Annotated in this window: 21 protein-coding genes; 19 read left to right on the top strand and 2 right to left on the bottom strand. The window is 50.5% G+C overall.

The genetic code is table 11. The annotated features are described in order from the left end of the window. The 16 genes from RHOLA_RS04300 (at position 1) to dnaE (ending at position 19065) form a co-directional block, all read left to right on the top strand. Complete coding sequence (locus RHOLA_RS04300; protein ID WP_038502589.1) at positions 1-1542, top strand: Mur ligase family protein; 1542 nt, start codon at positions 1-3, stop codon at positions 1540-1542. Beyond that, positions 1539-2939: a UDP-N-acetylmuramoyl-tripeptide--D-alanyl-D-alanine ligase gene (locus RHOLA_RS04295; RefSeq protein ID WP_038502587.1), complete on the top strand. Its 1401-nt coding sequence runs from the start codon at positions 1539-1541 to the stop codon at positions 2937-2939. Before RHOLA_RS04300 ends, RHOLA_RS04295 begins: the two co-directional genes overlap by 4 nt. Next, the gene (mraY, locus tag RHOLA_RS04290; protein WP_038502585.1) at positions 2936-4036 is read left to right on the top strand and encodes a phospho-N-acetylmuramoyl-pentapeptide-transferase; all 1101 of its coding nucleotides are present in this window, start codon (positions 2936-2938) and stop codon (positions 4034-4036) included. Before RHOLA_RS04295 ends, mraY begins: the two co-directional genes overlap by 4 nt. A gap of 5 nt (positions 4037-4041) precedes the next feature. Continuing rightward, entirely contained in the window at positions 4042-5502 is a 1461-nt protein-coding gene (gene murD, locus RHOLA_RS04285) for a UDP-N-acetylmuramoyl-L-alanine--D-glutamate ligase (protein WP_038502582.1), read from the top strand. 101 nt (positions 5503-5603) lie between these two features. Next, complete coding sequence (locus tag RHOLA_RS04280; RefSeq protein WP_038503972.1) at positions 5604-6869, top strand: FtsW/RodA/SpoVE family cell cycle protein; 1266 nt, start codon at positions 5604-5606, stop codon at positions 6867-6869. Further along, entirely contained in the window at positions 6866-7933 is a 1068-nt protein-coding gene (gene murG, locus RHOLA_RS04275; protein WP_038502579.1) for an undecaprenyldiphospho-muramoylpentapeptide beta-N-acetylglucosaminyltransferase, read from the top strand. Before RHOLA_RS04280 ends, murG begins: the two co-directional genes overlap by 4 nt. A gap of 53 nt (positions 7934-7986) precedes the next feature. Beyond that, the gene (murC, locus tag RHOLA_RS04270; RefSeq protein ID WP_038502576.1) at positions 7987-9375 is read left to right on the top strand and encodes a UDP-N-acetylmuramate--L-alanine ligase; all 1389 of its coding nucleotides are present in this window, start codon (positions 7987-7989) and stop codon (positions 9373-9375) included. A 117-nt stretch (positions 9376-9492) separates the two neighbouring features. Beyond that, the gene (locus RHOLA_RS07230; RefSeq protein WP_158384499.1) at positions 9493-10290 is read left to right on the top strand and encodes an FtsQ-type POTRA domain-containing protein; all 798 of its coding nucleotides are present in this window, start codon (positions 9493-9495) and stop codon (positions 10288-10290) included. A 149-nt stretch (positions 10291-10439) separates the two neighbouring features. Beyond that, entirely contained in the window at positions 10440-11726 is a 1287-nt protein-coding gene (gene ftsZ, locus RHOLA_RS04260) for a cell division protein FtsZ (RefSeq protein WP_227818764.1), read from the top strand. Between the two features lie 17 nt (positions 11727-11743). Then, the gene (locus RHOLA_RS04255) at positions 11744-12439 is read left to right on the top strand and encodes a YggS family pyridoxal phosphate-dependent enzyme (protein ID WP_038502571.1); all 696 of its coding nucleotides are present in this window, start codon (positions 11744-11746) and stop codon (positions 12437-12439) included. A gap of 39 nt (positions 12440-12478) precedes the next feature. Further along, complete coding sequence (locus tag RHOLA_RS04250) at positions 12479-12907, top strand: cell division protein SepF (protein WP_038502569.1); 429 nt, start codon at positions 12479-12481, stop codon at positions 12905-12907. A 19-nt stretch (positions 12908-12926) separates the two neighbouring features. After that, on the top strand, positions 12927-13214 hold the full coding sequence (locus RHOLA_RS04245) for a YggT family protein (protein ID WP_038502567.1): 288 nt from the start codon (positions 12927-12929) through the stop codon (positions 13212-13214). Positions 13215-13326: 112 nt separating this feature from the next. Then, a complete protein-coding gene (locus tag RHOLA_RS04240; RefSeq protein ID WP_084321390.1) occupies positions 13327-14025 on the top strand; it encodes a DivIVA domain-containing protein in 699 nt (232 codons plus the stop codon). A 17-nt stretch (positions 14026-14042) separates the two neighbouring features. Beyond that, the gene (locus RHOLA_RS04235) at positions 14043-14549 is read left to right on the top strand and encodes a signal peptidase II (protein WP_084321387.1); all 507 of its coding nucleotides are present in this window, start codon (positions 14043-14045) and stop codon (positions 14547-14549) included. Then, positions 14546-15469 (top strand): RluA family pseudouridine synthase, encoded by a 924-nt coding sequence (locus RHOLA_RS04230; protein ID WP_038502565.1) that lies wholly within the window; start codon positions 14546-14548, stop codon positions 15467-15469. The genes RHOLA_RS04235 and RHOLA_RS04230 overlap by 4 nt, the downstream gene beginning before the upstream one ends. 62 nt (positions 15470-15531) lie before the next feature. Beyond that, the gene (gene dnaE / locus RHOLA_RS04225) at positions 15532-19065 is read left to right on the top strand and encodes a DNA polymerase III subunit alpha (RefSeq protein WP_038502562.1); all 3534 of its coding nucleotides are present in this window, start codon (positions 15532-15534) and stop codon (positions 19063-19065) included. 33 nt (positions 19066-19098) lie between these two features. On the opposite strand, the gene RHOLA_RS04220 is transcribed toward dnaE, so the two are convergent. Then, the gene (locus RHOLA_RS04220; protein WP_038502560.1) at positions 19099-19605 is read right to left on the bottom strand and encodes a flavin reductase family protein; all 507 of its coding nucleotides are present in this window, start codon (positions 19603-19605) and stop codon (positions 19099-19101) included. Positions 19606-19697: 92 nt separating this feature from the next. Between RHOLA_RS04220 and hisD the strand changes: the two genes are divergently transcribed. The 3 genes from hisD to RHOLA_RS04205 all read left to right on the top strand — a co-directional run bounded on the left by hisD (position 19698) and on the right by RHOLA_RS04205 (position 22672). After that, complete coding sequence (gene hisD, locus RHOLA_RS04215; RefSeq protein WP_096334818.1) at positions 19698-21020, top strand: histidinol dehydrogenase; 1323 nt, start codon at positions 19698-19700, stop codon at positions 21018-21020. Between the two features lie 91 nt (positions 21021-21111). After that, the gene (gene nrdR / locus RHOLA_RS04210; RefSeq protein ID WP_038502557.1) at positions 21112-21606 is read left to right on the top strand and encodes a transcriptional regulator NrdR; all 495 of its coding nucleotides are present in this window, start codon (positions 21112-21114) and stop codon (positions 21604-21606) included. A 40-nt stretch (positions 21607-21646) separates the two neighbouring features. Next, a complete protein-coding gene (locus tag RHOLA_RS04205; RefSeq protein ID WP_038502555.1) occupies positions 21647-22672 on the top strand; it encodes a quinone-dependent dihydroorotate dehydrogenase in 1026 nt (341 codons plus the stop codon). 48 nt (positions 22673-22720) lie between these two features. Here RHOLA_RS04205 and RHOLA_RS04200 read toward each other — a convergent pair whose 3' ends face one another. Beyond that, positions 22721-23263, bottom strand: coding sequence for a DUF3043 domain-containing protein (locus tag RHOLA_RS04200; protein ID WP_038502553.1), 543 nt, complete (start codon positions 23261-23263; stop codon positions 22721-22723). Positions 23264-23282: the final 19 nt, after the last annotated feature.

The following is a 23282-nucleotide window of genomic DNA, read 5'->3' as shown; positions in this document are numbered from 1 at the left end:
ATGAAAGAGCAAATTCCTCCTATCCTGAGACCCGATGCGGTCTTGCCCGTCAACCTTGCTCAATTTGCCGAACACTTTGACCTTCCGGTGACTGGAGATGCTGAGTCTGTTGAACTGACGGGAATCAGCATGAACACCGGAGACCTCAGGCCGGGGGATCTTTTTGTTGCGATGCCGGGTAAAAAAACACACGGCGCTAATTTCATTGCTCAGGCGCTTAGCCAAGGGGCAGTTGCTGTTGTAACCGATTCCGCTGGCATAGAGCTGCTGGGTAGTTTAGAAATACCAATTCTGAAACTTGAGAACCCTAGGGCTCGACTTGGAGAGCTGGCTGCCTATGTCTACGGAAATGTCGCCGGAAACATGCCCAAGATTTTTGGCACCACGGGCACCAACGGTAAAACTTCCACCAGTTATTTGCTTGAAGCAATCTTGCGGCAACTTGGTGAGACAACGGGCCTAACTTCCACCGCGGAGCGACACATCGCAGGGGAAGTAATCGTCAGTCGACTAACAACTCCGGAGTCCCCAGAAATGCAGGCTCTCATCGCTCGCATGCGAGAAAAAGGAGTCACTGCGGTTGCTATCGAGGTTTCCGCTCAAGCACTAAGTCAACTCCGGGTGGACGGCTTACATTTTGATGTGGTTGGTTTTACCAACCTCAGTCACGACCACCTGGATGATTACAAAGATATGCAGGAATATCTTGAGGCCAAACTCCCTCTGTTCACCAAGCGTCGCGCCAAGCGCGGAGTCGTATGCCTAGACACAAAGTACGGAAAAGATTTTGTGAGGCAGAGTGAAATTCCGGTGGTCACAATCACAAGCGAGCTTGGCGTAGATGCTGATTGGCATGTTGCGGTTACCGCCGAAACACCTGCATACACATCATTTGTATTAGCGGGACCTGATGGCGTTTACATTCGCTCTAGGGTTCCTCTGCTGGGTGCTCATATGGCTGCAAATGCTGGGCTAGCGATTGTTATGTTGGTAGAAGCTGGTTTTGCTCCAGAGCGTATCGCCAAGGCAATCGAAGGCGGGATCGAAGCTTACTTACCAGGCCGAACCGAGCGGGTCACTGGTGCTACCGGCCCAGACGTCTATGTTGATTTTGGCCATAGTCCCGATGCTTTTTTGAACACTTTGTCAGCGGTAAGAAAAGTCACCGAGGGCAAGTTGTTTATGGTCTTTGGTGCAGATGGCGACCGCGATGCCTCTAAACGCCCAGCCATGGCACAAGTGGCAGCCGAGGGTTGTGACGTTCTAATCATCACCGATCATCACCCTCGCTTTGAAGATCCGGCCGCTATTAGAAAAACATTGGTGGATTGCGCGAGAGCTGCCAAACCAAACTTGGAAATCCACGAAGTGTCTCCACCGGAGGCTGCAATCCGAAAAGCGGTTTCAATGGCGAAGCCAGGCGACGCAATTTTGTGGGCAGGCCCGGGCCATCAGGATTATCGAGACATAAGAGGTGTTCGCACGCCATACTCTGCTCGTCATGAAGCTCGCGCAGCCTTGGCAGAAAACGGTTGGTCATGATTGAACTAAGCACAAAGCAAGTTACTCAAGCGGTAGCCGGTGAACTTTTTGGTGACGCAACCGTGCTCATTTCAGGATCTGTTGAAACTGATTCACGACTCTTGAAACCAGGCGATCTTTTTGTTGCTAAGCCAGGCGAAGTAACAGACGGTCATCTTTTTCTAACTAATGCTGAGCGCTCCGGAGCGGTTGCGGCCCTTGTTGAACGAATCGTTGATGGAATTTCAATTCCACAGATCAAGGTCGCCAACTCTGTTCTCGCACTCGGCATGTTGGCAAAGTTTGTGTTGGATCAGGTCAAAGAATCCAGCGACATAAAAGTCATCGGCATAACTGGCTCTAACGGTAAGACCACGACAAAAAATATGCTGCGCGAGATACTCTCGAAATTTGGACCAACAGTGGCGCCAAACGAATCATTCAACAATGAGGTAGGCGCCCCATATTCAATTCTTCAGACCAACCTTCAAACTAGGTTTCTTGTCGTAGAGATGGGTGCTGGCGGCGAGGGAAGCATCGATTACTTAGCCCAGATTGCAAAACCTGACATCGGTGTTGTGTTAAAAGTTGGCTTGGCGCATGTTGGCGAGTTTGGTGGAATCGAGACAACAGCAAAAATCAAGAGTGAGTTGGTAAAGGCGCTCGATGTGAACGCTGTGGCGGTTCTGAACGCCGATGATGGATATGTTTCTGATATGGCATCGCTTACCGATGCACAAAAGGTTTGGTTTGGCACATCGGGAGATGCGGGTTATCAGGCAACGAACCAAAAGCTATCCATCGAGGGAACTGAATTCGATCTAAAATGGCCCGATCAAAAAGTTAGCCACGTAAAGTTGCAAATCTTGGGCGAACATCATGTGATGAATGCCTTGGCTGCGCTTACCGTCAGCGACATCCTGGGCCTTGACCGAGAAAAATCTATTTCAGCAATTGAAAATATGCCGCTGGCTGAACGCTGGCGAATGCAAGTTCACAATCGTGCTGATGGCGTGACAATTATCAATGATGCCTACAACGCCAGCCCAGACTCTATGAAGGCCGCTCTGCAGACCTTGGCTCAGTTGGGCCGATCAGGTCGCCGCACCATCGCAATTCTTGGCGAAATGGCCGAATTGGGGTCAATGTCACGCGAGCAGCACGATGCTCTGGGCAGGGTTGTTGTGCGCCTGGACATCAATCAGCTTGTTGTGGTTGGTCAAGCTGCCAAGCTAATTCACATGGGCGCAGAGCAAGAGGGCTCGTGGGGCGGGGAATCAAAATTCTTTGAGTCAATTGACGACGCTTTGGCCTTTGTTCGTGGAATGCTTATGGCTGGCGATTTGGTCCTGGTGAAGTCTTCCAAATCTGCGAACCTCAGACACCTGGGGGACACTTTGATGGAGGTTGGCTCTTGAGAGCAATTTTGCTTGCCGGTGGGGTTTCCATGGCATTCACACTTCTCGTGACTCCCGGTTTTATTTGGTTGTTCAGAAAACTTCGATGGGGTCAATTCATTCGTGAAGATGGACCAAAAGCGCACCACACCAAACACGGCACTCCAACCATGGGTGGCGTGGTCATTATTGTTGCCGCGGTGCTTGGCTACTTCGTTGGAAAACTGGCGAATTTTGAAACTCCAACAATCTCGGCCCTGCTGGTGTTGCTCATGTTGGTGGGACTAGGCCTGGTTGGCTTCATTGATGATTTCATCAAGACACACAAGCAGCGCAGCTTGGGTCTTACCGGTTGGGCAAAAATCGCTTTGCAGGGAGTCGTGGCTACGGTCTTTGCTGTGCTGGCCCTGCAGTTTCCAAACGAAGCTAACTTGACTCCGGCTTCAACAAAAATTTCTCTGGTGCGTGACACCGGAATTGACCTAATGATGTTTGGCACCGCAATAGGCGTGGTGCTTTTCATAATTTGGATTTACATTCTGGTTGCGAGTGCTTCAAATGGCGTGAATATTGCCGATGGCTTGGATGGCCTAGCCACCGGTTCAAGCATCATGGCAATCGGCGCTTATACAATCATCGGCTTTTGGCAATTTAATCAGGCCTGTGGCACGGTAATTGAGAATATAACTAGTTGCTACAACGTTCGTGATCCATTAGATCTAGCCGTGGTCTCTGCCGCAATTGTTGGCGCTCTAATTGGTTTCCTTTGGTGGAATACCTCTCCCGCTCAGATTTTCATGGGCGACACCGGTTCGTTGGCTCTGGGTGGGGCGCTGGCGGCACTTGCAATTCTTTCTCGTACCGAGATACTCCTAATTCTCATCGGTGGAATTTTTGTGATTGTCACTGGATCTGTTGTTATTCAGAGAGTTTTCTTTAAGTTGACTAAGTGGAAAACCGGAACGGGTAAGCGGGTGTTCCTAATGTCACCGCTGCACCACCACTTTGAATTAAAGGGCTGGGCTCAAGTAACCGTAGTAGTCAGATTCTGGATCATCGCTGGCCTATGCACTGTTGGTGGCATTGGCCTGTTCTACCTTGAGTGGATTTACGGCTAACCAAAATGAAAGACCTAGAGCACCTGCACAGCTGGAACGCAAATTGGCGTGACCTTAGGGTTGTCGTTTTGGGCCTAGGAGTTACTGGCTTTTCGGTTGCTGATTCTCTCGCCGAGTTGGGCTGCAAAGTAATGGTTGTTGCCGAAACGGCCGATGAGGAGCTCATTGACATCCTGGATGTTATCGGTGTTGAACACATCGTTGGTGAAGATGCCTCCGGGGTACCTCAAGGCTTAATTGAGTTCAAACCTGAGCTTGTAGTCACGTCTCCGGGGTTAAAGCCCGATCACGTGTTGATTGATTGGGCGGCCCGGGGGAGCATTCCGATTTGGGTAGACATTGAGCTGGCTTGGCGACTTCGCGATAAAACTTCAAAAGTTGCTGAATGGATTGCGGTAACTGGTACCAACGGTAAAACCACGACGGTCCAAATGGTGGAGGCGATGATTCGCAAAGGCGGGTTTCGAGTTGCATCTTGTGGCAATATTGGCACCCCAATTTTGGACGCGATACGCGACCCCGAGGGTTTTGATGTTTTGGTAGTGGAGCTTTCTAGTTTCCAGTTGCACTATGTAAAACATATTGAGCCTTTTGCTAGTGCAGTGCTAAACCTTGCAGATGATCATCTGGACTGGCACGGAAGTTTTCAGGCCTATGCTGATGCCAAGGCCAAAATCTACGAGAACACCAAATTTGCCTGCGTTTACAACATTAACGACTTGGCCACTGAAAAAATGGTCGAAAACGCAGATGTTCTTGAGGGCGCCAGAGCAATCGGGTTTACCACCGGTTTGCCCGGTCGCTCTCAGGTTGGCTTTGTTGAAGATTTACTTTGCGATCGAGCGTTCTTAGATGATCGGGCAAACAGCGCGCTGGAAATTGCAACGCTTGAAGATCTTTCAAATATTGGCGTTCTGACCCCGCATCTAATGGCAAATGCAGCCGCTGCCACCGCGCTAGCAAGGTCATTCGGAATCCAGCCAGCGGAAATACGACAGGCACTAATCGAATTTCGACTCGACGCACATCGAATCGAACTTGTGGGCGAATACGGTGGAGTTCGATGGATCGATGACTCAAAGGCTACGAATCCACACGCAGCCTCGGCATCGCTCAACTCTTTTGAAAGAGTTGTCTGGATAGTCGGTGGCCTATTAAAAGGTGTGGACCTTTCTGAAGTTATTCAAAAATATTCTTCGAGATTTTCAACAGCAATTGTTATTGGCAAGGATAGGCAGCCAGTCTTAGAGTCGCTTGCAGCTAATGCCCCAGAATGCCAGATCATCGAAATTAGTGATTCCGATCAAGTGATGCATGATGCAGTCAAAGCGGCAAAGAATTCTGCAAAACCGGGGGATGTAGTTTTGTTGGCGCCAGCTGCGGCATCCATGGATCAATTTCGGGACTACGCGGACCGCGGCAATCAGTTTGCCGATCAGGTCAGAATTCAAATGGAGCAGATCTGATGGCAAAGTTATCTCCAGCGGAGCGAGCCAGACAAGCGCAGTCATCTGCTAAATCTGCAAGCTCACTTGGTCCTAGGCTAAAAAAAACATCAGAGCCCCGAATGTCTAAACGCGTAAAGAAGAGCGTAGATGCTCAAGCGCTGTCTTCTCAAGGAGCTCAACAAATTCAGGTTTGGTTTGATCGCATTTTCCGCGCTCAATCGGTCGAATTTTATCGACTGCTCGGCGTCACACTTTTTTTGGTGGCTTTTGGTGTGGTCATGGTTCTTTCTGCCTCTTCGATTGACTCCTTGGTAGCCAACAGCAATTCGCTTTGGGTTTTTCTTAAGCAATTTGGCTTCGCAATAATTGGTTTGCTTTCTCTTTCCATCGTTTCGCTGCTGCCAGTAAATTTCATTCGCTCCAAGGCCAAAGCATTTTTTGCCATCACAATGGTGGTTCAGCTAGCGGTCTTTTTCATCGGAAAGGACATCAACGGAAACCGAAACTGGATTGATGTTTTTGGATTGTTCTCGCTTCAGCCTTCCGAGTTTTTGAAGATTGCTGTAATTCTTCACGTGGCCGCCTATTTGGCGCGTCAGCAAAATAATTTCGATGAACCAAGAACCTGGTACCAAGCCGTAGCCATGGTTGGTTTGGCAATGGTTCTGGTCATGATTGGTCGAGACCTTGGCACCGTGGTGATCATGCTGATTGCCTTCATGGGTATGCTCGCCCTGGCCGGCATGCCAACTTTGATAATGCGAAATGTTGGTATCGCTCTTTTGGTCCTGATCCCAATGGCACTAATGGGTAGTTCCTCTCGCATGGGCCGAATCACTGCGTGGTTGAACCCGAGTGCTCCAGATCCGTTGGACTACAACTGGCAAGCTGAACATGGCATGTGGGCAATCGCCGCTGGTCGCATATTTGGCGCCGGGCTTGGAGAATCCAAGATGAAGTGGAGTTGGATCCCTGAGGTTGAAAACGACTTTATCTTTGCGGTTATCGCTGAGGAATTGGGGTTGATCGGTGCACTCGTGGTTATTGCGCTGTTTGTCGTATTAGCCTTCTCATTACTTCGAATCATGCAGCGAACTCAGGATTTTTTCAGTCGCATAGTTGTGGTTTCGGTGATGCTCTGGTTAGTGTTCCAGGCCTTGGTGAACATAGCCGTTGTGCTTCGCCTTTTGCCAGTACTGGGCGTTCCGCTGCCGCTAATTTCAGCCGGAGGTTCATCGCTCATTTCAGCGCTCACCGCAATCGGAGTTGTCTTAGCTATTGAGCGTGAAAACCACGCCAACCCAAATCGCGGTTCTTCCAGTTCGCGCAGCAATTTAAGGTCGGTTGCAACTCGCTCTGTACCAACGCAAAGGTCAAAGCGATGACCAATTATTTATTGGCTGGCGGTGGAACCGCAGGGCATGTAAATCCACTGTTGGCCTTGGCCGATGCCATTCGCGCCGATTCCGCTTTGCACCACATTTTTGCTCTTGGCACAGTTGAGGGCCTGGAACAACAGCTAGTCCCTGAGCGCGGTTACGAGTTAATAACCATTGACAGGCTGCCTTTTCCAAGAAAAATCAATCGATACGCGTTTCGGTTTATCGGTGCCTTCTTGGCTGCGGTCCGAGCCTGTGAACGCATTCTCCGCGAGAAACAAATTGATGTCGTCGTTGGTTTCGGTGGTTACGCCAGTGCGCCTGCCTATCTTGCGGCCAAGAAACTGGGAATTCCCGTGGTAGTGCACGAGGCAAACGCCTTGCCCGGCTGGGCTAACAAACTTGGCAATAAGTTTGCCGCGGCAACTGGGGTGGCTTTCAAAAACACCAAGTTGAAGAATGCAGAGTTTGTAGGAATGCCGCTCCGCAAAGAAATCGAAGAAGTCGCGAGAGTCGCAGACAAGTCTATGGCACGCAAGCACTTTGGGTTGGATCCTAAAACCATCACCTTGTTGGTTACCGGAGGCTCCCTTGGGGCCAAAACAATCAACCAGACCATTGATGAATCGCGCAATGTGCTGAAAGCGGCTGGCATTCAGGTTTTGCATATCGTTGGTGGAAAGTCAGAGTTCGATGAAATCTCGGATGATGATTACAAAAGAATTAAATATTGCGATCAGATGGAGTTGGCAATTGCAGCTAGTGATTTTGCTGTGGCTCGAGCGGGAGCATCAACGGTTTCGGAATTTGCAGCCGTTGGTTTACCGGCCATCTATGTTCCCTATCCAGTAGGAAACGGTGAACAGAAACTCAATGTTAGTGAACTAGTTTCGGCTGGCGGGGGAGTACTGGTTGCCGACCACGAATTCACTGCTCAGTATGTTGCTGAAAAGCTTGTTCCCTTGATTTCAAATACAAAGCTTTTAGGACAGATGAGTGCTGCGGCAAAAGAGTACGGAATTGCGGACGGCACGGACCGCCTCTTCAAGCTCGTTCAAGGTGTGTTGTAAAGAACTCGTAATCGTGATTCACCCTAGTCTTCTAGGTGAATGTTAGGAAAGCAATGATCAAGCCAGATTTCTCGCAAGCGGTGCCCAAGGAACTTGGAAAAGTTCATTTCATCGGCATCGGTGGTTCCGGAATGAGCGGCATCGCAAGAATTTTGATTGGCATGGGACATCAGGTCACCGGCAGTGATCTTCGTGACACCGATAACGTCGCGACCCTAAGGGAACTTGGCGCAGAGATTTTTATTGGTCATGACGAGGCCCACTTAGGTAACCCAGACACCGTCGTAGTAACCTCGGCGCTTTGGCCAACTAATCCGGAGTACTTACTGGCCAAGAAAAAGGGAATTCCAGTAATCCATCGTTCTCAGGCGCTTGCCTATTTAACTTCTAAACGTCAGGTAATTGCTGTTGCTGGTGCACACGGTAAAACCACAAGCACCGGAATGATCATCACGGGGTTGCTTGCATTAGGCGAGGACCCAAGTTTCGTAAATGGTGGGGTGATTGCTTCACTTAACGCGTCATCGGCAAGTGGATCAGGCGATTTGTTTGTAATTGAAGCGGATGAATCAGATGGATCTTTCTTGCACTACGACACTTCGGTGGCGTTAATCACAAATGTTGACGCAGATCATTTGGATCACTATGGCAGCGAAGAAGCTTTTGAGGCAGAGTTTGCCAGATTTGCCCAGGGGGCGAAGCAATTTATCGCTATTAGTTCAGATGACCCCGGTGCGGTTCGAGTCTCGCGCCTCATCAAAGATCACATGGTAATTCGTTTTGGCCAAGCTGATGACGCTGAGGTTCGCCTGCACCACATAGACGCCTCCGGGCCAAAAGTATCTTTTCAGATTTCGTTTGAGGGCCAGAACTACTCGGCAATTTTGAATGTTCCAGGCGAGCACAATGCAGTAAATGCGGCCGGTGCATTTGCAGTTCTGGTTGGTCTTGGATTTGAGCCTGAGAAGTCACTTGCGGCAATTGCAACTTTTGCTGGCACGCAGAGACGATTCGAACTTCATGGTGAACGCAGGGGTGTTGCTGTTTATGACGATTTTGCCCACCACCCAACGGAGGTCGCAGCCGCCATCAAAGCTGCAAGGGCGGTAGTCGGTCGGGGAAAGATAATCACGGTTTTTCAACCGCACCTTTACAGCCGCACGAGACTAATGGCAAAAGAATTTGCTGAGGCTCTCTCGGCATCCGATCAAGTTGTGGTGCTAGACATCTATGCTGCGCGAGAAGACCCAGAGCCAGGAGTTACCGGAGCACTTGTTTCAGATGCTTTCAAGGATAAATCAAAGGTGCATTATGTTCCTGATTGGAATGATGTTCCTGCGGTCAGCGCCAAATTAGCAGGTGAGGGTGACTTCATCATGACCATGGGTTGTGGAGATATCTATCGAATGGTTCCTGAATTGCTAGAGGCGCTTGAGCAGTAATTGAAGCGGCCGCAATCAAAACCAGTGGCCCGGAGTTTATCCGGGTTGCCGAGTGCACCCGCTTCAAAATCCAAAAGAGCGCCAAAGCAGCAAGCGAAATCCGCACCCAAAAAGGCTTTGAAGACCCAGAGCAAGCGCTTACTCAATATTCGTAAATCGGAAAAGCGCAATCCGGCTCTTTCAAAGTTATCGCCGGAAATAAAAAGATTCACGGCCGCATCCAGAAGGCGACGGATTGCATTTGGAGTCTCTATTGCCTCAATTGCTTCTTTGCTGCTGCTCGTTCTGTCAACTATTTTCACACCGTTATTAGCTGTAGAAAAAATAGAGGTCACCGGCGCAAAGAGGCTCAAAGAGAAGTCAATCGTTAATGCACTAACCAGCCAGATAGGTAAACCGTTGCCAACGGTTAGCGGTGCAGAGATCACAAGTGCGCTAAAGGCGTTTCCACTGATTGAAAGCTTCTCAATAATTAGTCTCCCGCCACATACCCTGAGAATTCAAATAACAGAGCGTCAACCAATCGGCATCATCGCCGTGAGTGGCACCGATTATCTTTATGATCCGGCGGGCGTGCGAATTGGAATTTCAAATGGCTACGAAAAATTGCCCACAATTCAAATCACTGGAGTGCCTGAAAAATCTCCGCAGTTCAAAGCGGCGATAGAAGTGCTTATGGCGTTGCCTGCAGAATTACTTTCGCGGGTCGCAGAAATTGACGCAAAATCCAAAGATGATGTCACGCTCAGGCTTCGCGGATATTCAGGCCAGCGGATTATCTGGGGTGATGGTTCTGATTCTGTTCTCAAATCCAGAGTGCTCGATGCTCTAATTGCAAATCAGAAAAAAACCGATCGCGTGACCTTTGATGTGTCCAGCCCAAACGCACCAGTGGTGCGCTACGGAAACTTTTAGACACACCTGCCAACATCCAATCATCCAAGGCCGTAACGGCTTATTTTTTTCGCGCACGGTAATAAACGGGCCGAACTATAAGCCTCATGCTGAGGTTTAACCTTTAGCACCGTGCATTGAAGCAACAAAAGTGAATGCGGAGGAATATCGTGGGTCTGAACCAGAACTACCTTGCGGTGATAAAGGTTGTAGGCGTTGGCGGCGGCGGTGTTAACGCACTGAACCGCATGATTGATGCCGGCCTTCGCGGTGTCGAATTTGTTGCAATCAACACCGATGCCCAGGCGCTTCTAATGAGTGAGGCACACGTCAAGTTAGACATTGGACGTGACCTAACCCGAGGTCTGGGTGCTGGCGCCGATCCAGAAATTGGTCGTCGCGCAGCCGAGGATCACTCGGATGAAATTGAAGCAGCTCTTCGCGGCGCAGACATGATCTTCGTAACTGCCGGTGAGGGCGGCGGAACTGGCACTGGTGCTGCTCCAGTTGTGGCCCGAATCGCAAAGCAACTTGACGCGCTAACCGTAGGTGTGGTGACACGCCCATTTGGATTTGAGGGTAAGCGTCGCGCACAACAAGCTGAAGCTGGAATCGAAATTCTTCGCGGTGAAGTTGACACCTTAATCGTGGTGCCAAACCAAAGACTCTTGGAATTGGTAAACAAGTCCGTTTCTGTTGTAGAAGCATTTGCAACCGCTGATGATGTATTGCGCGCTGGTGTCCAAGGCATCACCGATCTAATCACCACTCCTGGACTAATCAACCTGGACTTCGCTGACGTAAAGTCAGTAATGAAGGGCGCTGGTTCTGCACTGATGGGTATTGGAACCGCAAAGGGTGAAGACCGAGCTGTACGAGCCGCTGAGCTAGCCGTTTCTAGCCCGCTACTTGAAGCGAGCATTGACGGAGCGCACGGTGTTCTTCTATTGGTTCAAGGAGCCTCTGACCTTGGCCTTCACGAAATTGATGAGGCCGCCAGATTGGTCCAAGAAGCCGTCAGCCCGGAAGCAAACATTATTTACGGAACCACAATTGACGACACTCTTGGCGACGAGGTTCGCATCACCGTCATCGCCGCTGGCTTTGATGGGGGATTGCCCAAGGTTCGTAAAGTTGAGCGCAAGCCGTTCGCGGAACCTGTTGCCGCAGCCGCTCCTGTAGCAGCGGCAACGAGCACCTCATGGTTTGGAGATTCAGCGGTTCCAGCAACTGAATCGATTGATGTTGCTGCAGTCAACTCCTACTACTCTGACTCGGCATCTGAACCAGAGACTCATGCAGAGGCAGAGGAAGAAGCTGATAACGCCAAAAGTGGGGAACCAGCAAAGTTACAGTCTGCCGACGGCACAAAGTTTCAGTCTGCCGACGGCACAAAGTTTCAGTCTGCCGACGGCACCTGGGGCGATGACCTCGACATCCCAGACTTTCTTCGATAAATTTCTGAACGCTATCCGTGAGTTCTTTAGGGCAACGTTTAGCCGAGGTTGAATCGCGAATTTCGATTGCCGCAGCTAGTGCCGGCCGTGATCGTTCAGAGATTGAGCTCATCGTAGTTTCAAAAAACCATCCCGCTCAGCTAGTGGTGGAACTTTTGAATTTGGGAGTCCGAGCTTTTGGTGAGAATCGTGATCAAGAGGCTAAGCCCAAAGCGGCACAGGTGGCCGAGCTGGTTGCCTCGAAGGACTTTGACTACAAGTGGCACTTTATTGGCCAACTGCAGAGCAATAAAGTCCGTTCGGCGCTTTCTTATTCAAGTGTCATCCACTCTGTAGATCGCCAATCCCTGCTTGACGCAATCATCAAGGCCGTCGCAGAGCGCTCAGATCCGCTGGATGTATTCATTCAACTAAACCTCACCGATGATCCAGGCCGAGGCGGTATTGAGCCTAAGCACCTTGAGCCATTCGCCGAGCAGGTGCTGGCTATCAAGAACTTGAATTTACTTGGTGTCATGGGAGTTGCCTCATTGGAACGTGCCCCCGAGGTTGACTTCGAGACCATTCTTAAGGCAAGTGAGTCATTGACTAGAATCGCGCCGACGGCAAAATTCATCTCGGCTGGCATGTCTGAAGACTTTGAAGCGGCAATATCCTTTGGCGCGACACACTTGCGAGTCGGCAGTGCAATTACCGGAAAACGCCAAAATTAGCCATATTCTGGTCTAGTAAGAGTCCGCAGGAGGATAAAAATGGCAGGTCTAATTTCACAGGTTTCAGGTTGGCTTGGTCTGGCCGATGAAAGTGAAGCGCTTCCACCACGACCAGTTGCCGCTTCGGCAAGCGAGGCACGCCCAGTTGCGCGTGTGGCAACGATGCGCCCACGTCGTGGAGTCTCAGAAGTTAATGAGATTTACACGATTGAGCCACGCTCTTACTCAGAGGCTCCGGAAGTTGCCGCCAACTACCGTCTGGGTATCCCCGTAATCGTAAACATGGGCGAAATGTCTGAACTTGATTCACGCCGGATGTTGGACTTTATGCTCGGCCTCAAGGAAGGCCTTGAGGGTCACCTCAAGCGAGTCACCCCAAAGGTTTTCCTGCTTTCGCCAAGCCACGTTGCCGTGAACAACGAGGATGATGAAACCGAGCCAACTGACGACCTTCTAGTCCGTCCGTAATTTTTTAACCACTTAAGTCATGGGCCTGGTAGCAATCGCAATTTGGTGGGTGCTCCAGGTCTATTTCTTTGCTCTGGTGGCCCGACTCTTTATTGATTTGGCCTTATCGGTCAACCGATCCTGGCGCCCATCGGGGTTACTGCTGCCAGTTGTAGAGATTGTGATGACGGTTACAGACCCGCCCCTGAAGGCGATTCGAAAAGTAATTCCTCCGATCCGATTGGGGGCGATTCAATTGGATTTGGGCTGGACAGCCTTGGTTTTTGCTATTTTCTTCCTTCAGCGAATCGTGCTTTCGGTCGCATAAAGACGGCTCTGACCACATTTTACTGCTTACTCAAAATAAATAATCCCAAAAGAGGTAACCTTTCCTCTGTAGCCGAATCCCCACCGGCCAAGGACATAAAAGAGGTAAGAATATGCCATTGACTCCAGAAGACGTAGTCAATAAGAGATTCCAGCCAACCAAGTTTCGCGAAGGCTACGATCAGGATGAAGTCGATGACTTTCTCGATGAGATCGTTGTTGAGCTCAGAAGACTAACCCAAGAGAACGAAGACCTTCGTCAGCGCTTGTTGGCTTCTGAGTCTAGAATCGCAGAACTACAGCGCAGCGGTGCAGGACTTGTGGCTGAAATAAACAGCCCAACTGCCGAGAGTGCACTTGCTCCTTCAATTGCGCCATCGGCCGTTAGTGCGTTCCCTGAGGCAACCCAGGACCCTTCAACCCTTGACACCAGCAACACCAATAACTTGCTTCAGTTGGCTCGCAAACTTCACGAGGAACACGTTCGCGAAGGCCTAGCCAAGCGCGACGCGCTTATTGCCGAAGGCCACGCAACTGCAGCGCGTGTAGTTCGAGAAGCAGAGGCTCAGCAGCGCGCAGACATGAGTCGCCTAGAGCAAGAAAAGGCTTTGATCGAGCACCGCATCCAGGAGTTGAGAAGTTTTGAACGCGAGTATCGTTTGAAACTAAAGGCCTACATTGAAAACCAGCTCGCCGACCTTGAAGAGGCAACCACTGCTCCGACCGAGAGGCCTAGTAACGCCATCGACAGCGGCTACAACTTTGGTGCCCAGGGCGGTTACGATCCCAATGGCTTTACATCCAATAACTAACATCATCGACTAAGTAATTGACAATTTCTAAACAGCTTGGAGTTCGCTTGATCTGGTTTTTTGCTTGCGCATTTACCGTGATTGCTCTGGATCAGTTCCTGAAGAATTACCTAATTTTGAAACTTGAGGAAGGCGCACCGATAGATTTCATCGGCAGTATGGTGCGACTTAATCTTGTCTACAACGACTCAGCTGCATTTTCAATCGGCTTCGGGGCAACCTGGATATTCACCATAATTTCATCGGTGGCTGTGCTCGTCCTACTTTGGTTTAGTCGCAAAATTGAAACCACCGGATGGGCAATCATGGCGGGCGTATTGCTGGGTGGCGTTTCCGGAAACCTGATTGACCGGTACCTTCGGGAACCGGGTTTCGCTATTGGCCACGTTGTTGACTACATTCAAATTCCACTCAATTTTCCAATTTTCAACGTTGCAGATATGGCGATTTTCTTTATCTGTTCGATTTCTGTAATTAGAGTCTTGCGCGGGGACCAAATTGGCCGCAAACGAGTCAGTGAATGAGTGAGCAAAAGTTACTTCCAGTTCCAAGTGGATTAGCCGGGGACCGCGCAGACGCAGGTTTGGCCAGGCTCATGGGGATTTCAAGGTCTGCCGCCGCCGAACTGCTCACGGATGGACACGTTTTACAAAATGGAAAAGTAATTTCAAAGTCAGATCGGTTGATAGACGGAGCTGTCTTAGAGGTCACCTTCCCAGAAGTGGTCAACAATCTTGAGATAGTGCCTTCACTGGTTGAGGGCTTCAAGATTGTCTATCAAGACGAAGACATAATTGTGGTTGATAAACCCGCGGGCGTCGCAGCGCATCCTTCGGTCGGCTGGGATGGTCCAACGGTTCCGGGTTGCCTTTTGGCTCTTGGTGTTCAAATCGCAACCAGTGGCGCGCAGGAACGCCAGGGCATTGTGCAACGACTGGATGTTGGTACCAGCGGGCTTATGACCCTGGCAAAATCTGAGCTGGCCTACTCCAGGTTGAAGCAAGCGTTTCGGGATCGAAAAGTACATAAGGTTTATCACGCAGTTATTCAAGGACTGGCCGACCCACTCGCGGGAACTTTCGATGCACCGATTGGTCGCCATCCAAAGGCGGAATTCAAATTTGCAGTGATGAATGACGGAAAACACTCGGTGACCCATTACAAAACACTTGAGGCCATGAAGGCTGCTTCGTTGGTTGAAATTGTTCTAGAGACCGGGCGCACTCATCAAATTCGAGTTCATTTTTCTGCGTTTCGTCACCCATTGGTGGGAGACACAATGTACGGCGCTGACCCCACTCTTGCCGCCAGAGTCGGCCTAGATCGGCAGTGGCTACACGCCATGCGATTAAGTTTTGAGCATCCAACCACCGGTGAGCCAGTTGAATTTTCAAGCGAATACCCAGCTGAGTTGCTGCACGCGCTCGAGGTCTTGCGAGGGTAGTCTGGTCTTCCGCCCAATCTGAATTTTAGGTTCGGTCCCACAGTAACAGGAAGGTCTTCGCGATGAGCGATGCTGCATCTGAGTCAGACTCATTCGTCCACCTTCATGTTCACACCGAGTATTCGATGCTCGATGGTGCTGCGCGAGTAAAACCACTGATTGAAGCCGCTGTGGAGCAGGGGATGCCCGCTATCGGCATTAGTGACCACGGAAACAATTTTGGCGCTTTCGATTTTTACAAAACCGCAAAATCCGCTGGCATCAAACCAATCATCGGCATCGAGGCCTACCTGTCACCGGGCACCCCAAGGCAGGATCGCAGCCGAGTTCGATGGGGCAATGGCGGTGAAGATGATATTTCCGGCGGCGGTGCTTTTACCCACATGACCATGTTTGCGGAAAACACCGATGGCATGTACAACCTTTTCCGGATGTCATCAAAAGCTTGGCTTGATGGTTTTTATTTCAAACCACGCATGGACCGTGAGCTATTGCAGACATATGGCAAGGGAATCATCGCCACTACCGGGTGTGCTTCGGGAGAGATTCAAACCCGTCTTCGTCTGGGTCAGTACGAGGAAGCAAAAAAGGCTGCCGGAGAATTCCAAGATATTTTTGGTAAGGAAAATTTCTTTGCCGAAATCATGGATCATGGGCTCGACATCGAGCGACGTGCCATGGCTGACCTCTTGAAGTTAGCAAAAGAACTAAACATGCCGTTGTTGGCAACCAATGACCTTCACTACACTCACGCCGGAGATGCCGCCGCACACGAAGCATTGCTGTGTGTGCAATCTGGTTCAACACTGGTGGATCCAACAAGATTCAAATTTGACTCACAAGAGTTTTACCTCAAGACTCCGGCCCAGATGAGGGCCTTGTTTCCCGATAATCCTGAAGCCTGCGATAGCACCCTATTGATTGCAGAACGTTGCAACGTTGAATTCAAAGAGCGGGAACTCATGCCACGCTTTCCGGTTCCAGAGGGGCACACAGAAGCATCCTGGTTCGAGCAGGAAGTTGCGGCTGGAATGCAGCGTCGCTACAAAGGCCAGATACCGGAGGCTCAAGCTAAACAGGTTTCCTACGAAGTTGAAGTTATCGAGCAAATGGGATTCCCTGGCTACTTCTTGGTAGTTGCCGACTTCATCGCCTGGGCTCGAGCACAAGGAATTCGCGTCGGCCCTGGTCGTGGATCTGCAGCGGGATCTATCGTGGCTTACGCGCTTGGCATTACCGAACTAGATCCGATAAAGCACGGTCTGATTTTTGAACGTTTTCTAAATCCAGAGCGCGTCTCGATGCCAGATATCGATGTTGATTTCGATGATCGTCGCCGCGGTGAAGTTATTCGATACGTTTCCGAAAAGTATGGCGACGATCGAGTTGCTCAGATTGTTACCTTTGGAACCATCAAGGCCAAGCAGGCGTTAAAAGATGCCGGTCGAGTCTTAGCTATGCCATATGCGGTTGGCGAGAAACTAACCAAAGCCATGCCGCCCATGGTGCTGGGCCGTGACATTGCGCTAAATGACTTGATAGACAAAAAATCAGAACGCTATAAAGAGGCAGCCGACTTTCGCGAACTGATTGAAAACGACGATGATTCGGCAAAAGTTTTTGAATTGGCCCAAGGCCTGGAATCACTCAAGCGTCAGTGGGGTGTGCATGCTGCTGGTGTGATCATGTCTGCTGAGCCGCTGATTGATGTAATACCGATAATGAAGCGCGAAGATGACGGTGCCATCATCACTCAGTTTGATCAGCCGCCCTGTGAAAAACTTGGACTGTTGAAGATGGATTTCTTGGGTCTGCGAAACCTAACCGTACTTGATGACACGCTAGCCAACATCAAGTCCAACCGTGGTGAAACAGTTGTGCTTGAGGAACTTGACTTGGATTCCGACCAGGCAACCTTTGAATTGTTGTCTCGTGGCGACACCCTTGGCGTCTTTCAGCTAGATGGAAACGCCATGCGCTCTCTGTTGCGTCTTCTGAAGCCCACACTCTTCGAGCACATCTCTGCGGTAATTGCCTTGTATCGACCTGGTCCAATGGGTATGAATTCTCACACCAACTATGCACTCAGAAAGAATGGCCTACAGGCCGTTGACTCGGTGCATCCAGAGCTTTCTGACTCGTTATCTGAAGTGCTTGATCCAACCTATGGATTGATTGTTTACCAAGAGCAGGTTATGGCCGCTGCTCAAAAAGCGGCCGGCTTCACTCTTGGCAAGGCAGATCTATTGCGTCGGGCGATGGGTAAAAAAGATAAAGACGAACTCGATCGTCAGTATCAAGGTTTCTCGGAAGGCATGAAGGCCAACGGGTATTCCGATGCAGCCGTCAAAGCTCTCTGGGACACCCTGCTCCCATTTGCCGACTACGCATTCAACCGAGCCCACAGTGCAGCTTATGGAGTTCTGTCTTATTGGACGGCATACCTGAAAGCAAATTACCCAGCCGAGTACATGGCAGCCCTGCTCACCTCAGTTGGTGATTCAAAAGACAAGTTGGGAATTTACCTGAGCGAATGTCGTCGCATGGGAATTAAGGTTTTGGCGCCCGATGTGAACGAATCGATTGCTGAATTCAGCGCGGTAGGAAAAGACATTCGTTTTGGGTTGGGGGCCGTTCGCAACGTGGGACTCAACGTAGTTGATGCAATCAAGCGAACTCGCGAAGAAAAGGGAAACTTCACCTCTTTCCACGATTTCCTGAGAAAAGTGCCTGGCATCGTTTGCTCGAAGCGCGTGATCGAATCGCTTATTAAGGCGGGAGCCTTTGACTCGCTTGGACACACTCGAAGATCACTCGCGGAAATTTCGGAAGAAGCTGTTGAGTCTCAGGCTTCGCTCAAGAAGAACGAGGCCGTGGGTCAGGTTGACCTATTCGGTTCGTTGTTTGATGATGCCATGGCAGACAGCTCATTTGCCGGGTCAGTTCCAGACCGCCCAGAGTGGCCAAAAAAGGAAAAGTTGGCTTACGAACGTGACATGTTGGGTCTGTACGTTAGCGATCACCCCTTGGCCGGCCGCGAGGAACAACTGGCCCGATACGCGCAAATATCTATTGGTGAAATTTCATCTAGCGAGTCACTGCAGGATGGCGAGACGGTAATCATTGCTGGTCTAGTTACCCAAGTGCTTCATAAGGTTGCGCGTCAATCCGGTAATCCATACGCTGCAGTCACTGTTGAGGATTTTGAGGGCGAGATTCAGGTCATGCTGATGGGCAAGACTTATCAGGAGTACGCCAGAAACTTGGAAGCCGATCAAGTGGTCATGATCCGCGGAAGCATTTCTCAGCGTGATGACGGAAACAGTCTGCGCGCATATTCAATTGAAACCATCGAGGGCGGCGCTGACTTTATTCGTGGGCCAATTGTCGTCCGTGTCCCAGAGGCTGAGGCAACTCGCGAGGTTCTCGAGGAATTAGATCGCATCCTTCGCGTTCACGCCGGCACAGAAGAGGTGCACGTAAAACTTGTCGGTGATTCCACGGAGCGTCTGTTTAAGCTGCAGCCCAAGGTGAAAATTTCAACTGAGCTCTATGGAGAGTTGAAAGTTCTGCTTGGAGCTAAATGCTTGACTTAGGCTTTGCCAACAAGTCACTTTGGTTGCGAGTAATTAGTTGAGAGATTTTCCAGGGGTCATGTAGTGGCGCTGGTAGTAAAGCAACGCAGGTGCCTCTAGTCCCAAAAGCCCCTCGATAACATCTACGATAATCACCGCATTGTTCTCTACGTCGTGAATCTCTCTAATCTTGCCAATCAACACCGAGGTCGCATCGGTGAATACCGGAACACCAAAAGGTCCAATTTGCCAGTCGTTTTTTGAGAACCTAAGCGTGTGGTCCGCTGCCATGCGCTGAGCAAGCTCAAGGTTTCGTTCACCCAGGGTGTGAATCGCCACATGCTTTCCGGCCAGCAAGCTTGGCCAGGTGCTCGATCCACGTGCAACGTTAAAGCTGGCCAGCGGGGGATTCGCCCCGAGCGATGTCATTGAAGTAGCGGTGAAACCGGCGGGCTTGCCCTCAGCATCCAAAAGCGTGATCACCGATACTCCAGAGGCGTGCAATCTAAAGGTTGCTCTAAGGGCCTGGGTAGGTTCTTTTTCTACTGCAAAATTTTCCATGACTCTTTTTCTTTGAATGAACTGATGTCTAGGCTACCGGTAAGTAGCGCCGGCTCTAGAATTGCTACATAAAACTACTTTGGAGGCAAGTTATGAGTGTCGCAGTGAACTTGCGCATCGTTGACCTGCGTGCCAAAGAATTTGACTCCATCTCTGCGAACTCAGCTGTGCCTCGTGCCGCCGTTGATATAACCAAAGCTGTCGAGGAAATCATTCCCTTACTTGAGGACGTTCGCCTCACTGGCCAAGATGCCATCGTCAGAGTTACCACTGAGCGTGATGGAGTTGACCCAAGACCGCTTAAGGTTTCCGCTCAGGAGCTTGCCGCAGCCCTGGCACATCTTGACCCAAGCCTTCGAAAAGCAATCGAAGAATCGATCGAACGTGTTTTCAAGGTTTCTCGAGCCAACATGCCTCAATCATCCTCAGTCCGGTTGTCTGACGGGGCCACCGTGCATCAGCGCTGGCAGCCGGTTGAATCGGTAGGTTTGTACGTTCCCGGTGGCAAAGCGGTTTATCCATCAAGTGTGATTATGAATGTTGTGCCCGCCCAGGTGGCAGGTGTTGAGCGACTCGCCGTTGCTTCGCCAGCTCAAAAGGCTTGCTCAGGCCGTCCGCATCCAACTGTGCTGGCAACCGCTGCATTGCTTGGCGTTGAAGACGTTTACTGCATGGGTGGGCCTGCAGCGGTAGCGGCCTTCGCCTATGGCCTGCCACAAATTGATTTTGCGCCGGTGAATCTGGTCACCGGTCCGGGAAACATCTATGTGGCTGCAGCAAAGCGAGCACTTCGTGGAACCATTGGCATTGACTCTGAGGCCGGCACCACCGAAATCCTGGTGTTGGCCGATTCCTCGGCCAATGCCAGATTTATTGCGTACGACTTAGTGAGTCAGGCGGAGCATGATGAAGCGGCCGCGGCAGTGTTGGTCACCGATTCGGTTGAATTAGCAAATGCCGTTATCAACGAACTTGGCGATTTGGTTTCGGCAACCGCAAGTTCCGATCGAGTGCGGACCGCTTTACAGGGTCAACAGTCGGCCGTTGTCTTGGTTGACAACCTTGATGCTGGCATAGCTTTCACAAATTTCTACGCCACCGAGCACCTGGAATTACACACCCAAGACAATCAGGCGGTGTTGCAAAGAATTACCAATGCCGGCGCAATATTCATGGGGGAGTACTCACCGGTCAGCCTTGGCGATTACCTCGCCGGCTCTTCACACGTATTGCCAACCGGTCAGCAGGCCAAGTTTGGCTCGGGGCTGGGTGTGCACAGTTTCCTCAGGCCACAGCAGGTAATCGACTATGACAAAAAGGGGCTTGCGGCTGTGGCCAATTTGGTCAAAGACTTTTCTGAGGCAGAGGGTTTGCCGGCTCACGGCGAGGCAGTGACTGCTCGTTTTGAAGCCTAGATATCGGTTCAAATAGCCTTCAATTTCCCTTGGCCTACTAGGGGTAGGGCCTAGAATTGAAAAACAATCAACATCTAGGAGCCTTTCCAGAATGTTCTGTCCTTTTTGCCGCTACCCAGATTCAAGAGTTACTGACTCTAGAACCTCTGATGACGGCGCATCGATTCGTCGTCGTCGTCAGTGCCCAGAGTGCAACATGCGCTTTAGCACCACAGAGACAGCCAGCTTGACCGTCGTCAAGCGAAGCGGCGTGACCCAACCGTTCAGTCGTGATCGCATCGTCGCTGGTGTGCGCAAGGCATGTCAGGGTAGACCGGTCTCCGAGGCGGACTTGGCGTTGCTTGCTCAAACTGTTGAAGAGGCAGTTCGGGCCACGGGCGCCGCTCAGATTGAGTCGAACGACATTGGCCTGGCAATTCTGGAGCCACTGCGCAAACTTGATGAAGTTGCGTTTATGCGATTTGCCAGTGTTTATCAAGGTTGGGAAACCCTAGAAGATTTTGAAGCCGCAATTAACGTTTTGCGAGTGGGTCGCGATGTGCGTGAGGCAAATAAAGTTCAACCAGCTCAAGACTCAAACAACTGAACCTGGTCAGGCGCCACTCTTCTAACAAGGGATTAACTCTTTGCTTTATCGAATAATTTTCAAACTCGTCTTTTCGCGAATGGATGCAGAGCAGGCTCACCACTTGGTTATGTTTGCAATTCGATTCGCGGGAGCAATTGGTTTGACGAAGCTTGCCAAATTAAGACCCAGTGCCTATGCCTCGGTTCAGGCTTTTGGTTTGCACTTTGATGCTCCGTTTGGATTAGCAGCTGGTTTTGACAAAAACGCGGTGGCTATAAAGGCGCTGGGGGAACTTGGTTTTTCTCACGTTGAGATTGGAACGGTCACCGCTATCGCTCAAGGAGGAAATGAAAAACCTCGTTTGTTTCGGCTGATTCCAGATCGAGCACTGGTCAATCGAATGGGTTTCAATAATCAGGGTGCTGAAGTCATTGCAAATCGACTTGAGTTTCTTCGAGAAAAACACGGCACAAAGTTGCCGATTATCGGCGTAAATATTGGCAAGTCGAAAATAGTAGACGTTGAATTGGCCCACGAGGATTACCGTCAAAGCGCTCGACTGCTTGCTCCACATGCCGATTATCTAGCTGTGAATGTTTCCTCACCAAACACACCGGGATTAAGATCCTTGCAATCGGTCAAAGCACTTGAACCGATTCTGACCGCGGTGTTGGAAGAGGCAAAGGGCACACCGGTTTTGGTGAAAATCGCTCCTGATTTGGCGAATGCAGACATCGCAGCGGTTGCAGATTTGGCTCTGGACCTGGGCCTCGCCGGCGTAATCGCCACCAACACCACAATTAGCCGAGAGAACCTAAAGACCAATCGCTCAAAAGTGGAAGCTGCGGGTGCCGGCGGATTGTCAGGAGCTCCGCTCAAGCAACGATCCTTAGAAGTGCTTCGCTTGTTGAACGCGCGAATGAATGGCCGTGCCGCAATCGTGTCGGTTGGTGGAATAGAGACACCGGCAGAAGCTTCTGAGCGAATTGCCAACGGAGCGACTCTGGTACAGGGCTACACTGGCTGGATCTATCAGGGTCCGCTTTGGGCACGCAAAATCAACAAACATTTTTCGAAAAAGTGAACAACAAACCCTCCGATACTTCGGAGGGTTTTTGATTTAGCTCAACAGTTATGGGGCGACTTTTGTGCCGCGCTTTACCTGGGGTTTAGGCAATCTCATTGCACGCATTTGTATCGAACGCATACCCGCGTACCACTTCAGACCAGATTCAACTTTACTGGCGCCATACTTTGCTTCCAGTGCCTTCACTGCTCCGCGTCCAAGAATCCAGCCGTTTACGGCGACTCCAATGAATAGGGTCCACATAGTAAGCAGCGTGGCTAATTGAACAACGTAAGAGTCGATTGCTGAAATCAGAATCACAACTAACAAAGCAGGCATCATCAATTCACCGAGCGAGAATCTTGAGTCAACATAGTTGCGCACAAATTTGCGCTGTGGTCCACGGTCGCGGGCCCCAAGATATTTCTCTTCTCCGGCGGCCATTCCGTTTCTGGCCTTTAGGCGCTCTTCGCGAATTCGAGCCTTATCTGCCTTTTTGGCCTCAGGAGATTTGTTGCCAACCAGCGGTCTTATGTTTGCCGCCTCCTGCTGCTTGCGCGATGGCGTAGCGCGACCCTTACCGGTTGATTTTGAATCTTGTTCAGTCATAAAAGTTTCCTCGGAAGTT

The sequence above is a fragment of the Rhodoluna lacicola genome, from assembly GCF_000699505.1.
Taxonomy (GTDB): domain Bacteria; phylum Actinomycetota; class Actinomycetes; order Actinomycetales; family Microbacteriaceae; genus Rhodoluna; species Rhodoluna lacicola.
Note: the sequence above shows the minus strand (reverse complement) of the source record. Positions and strands in the feature narration are given on the sequence as shown.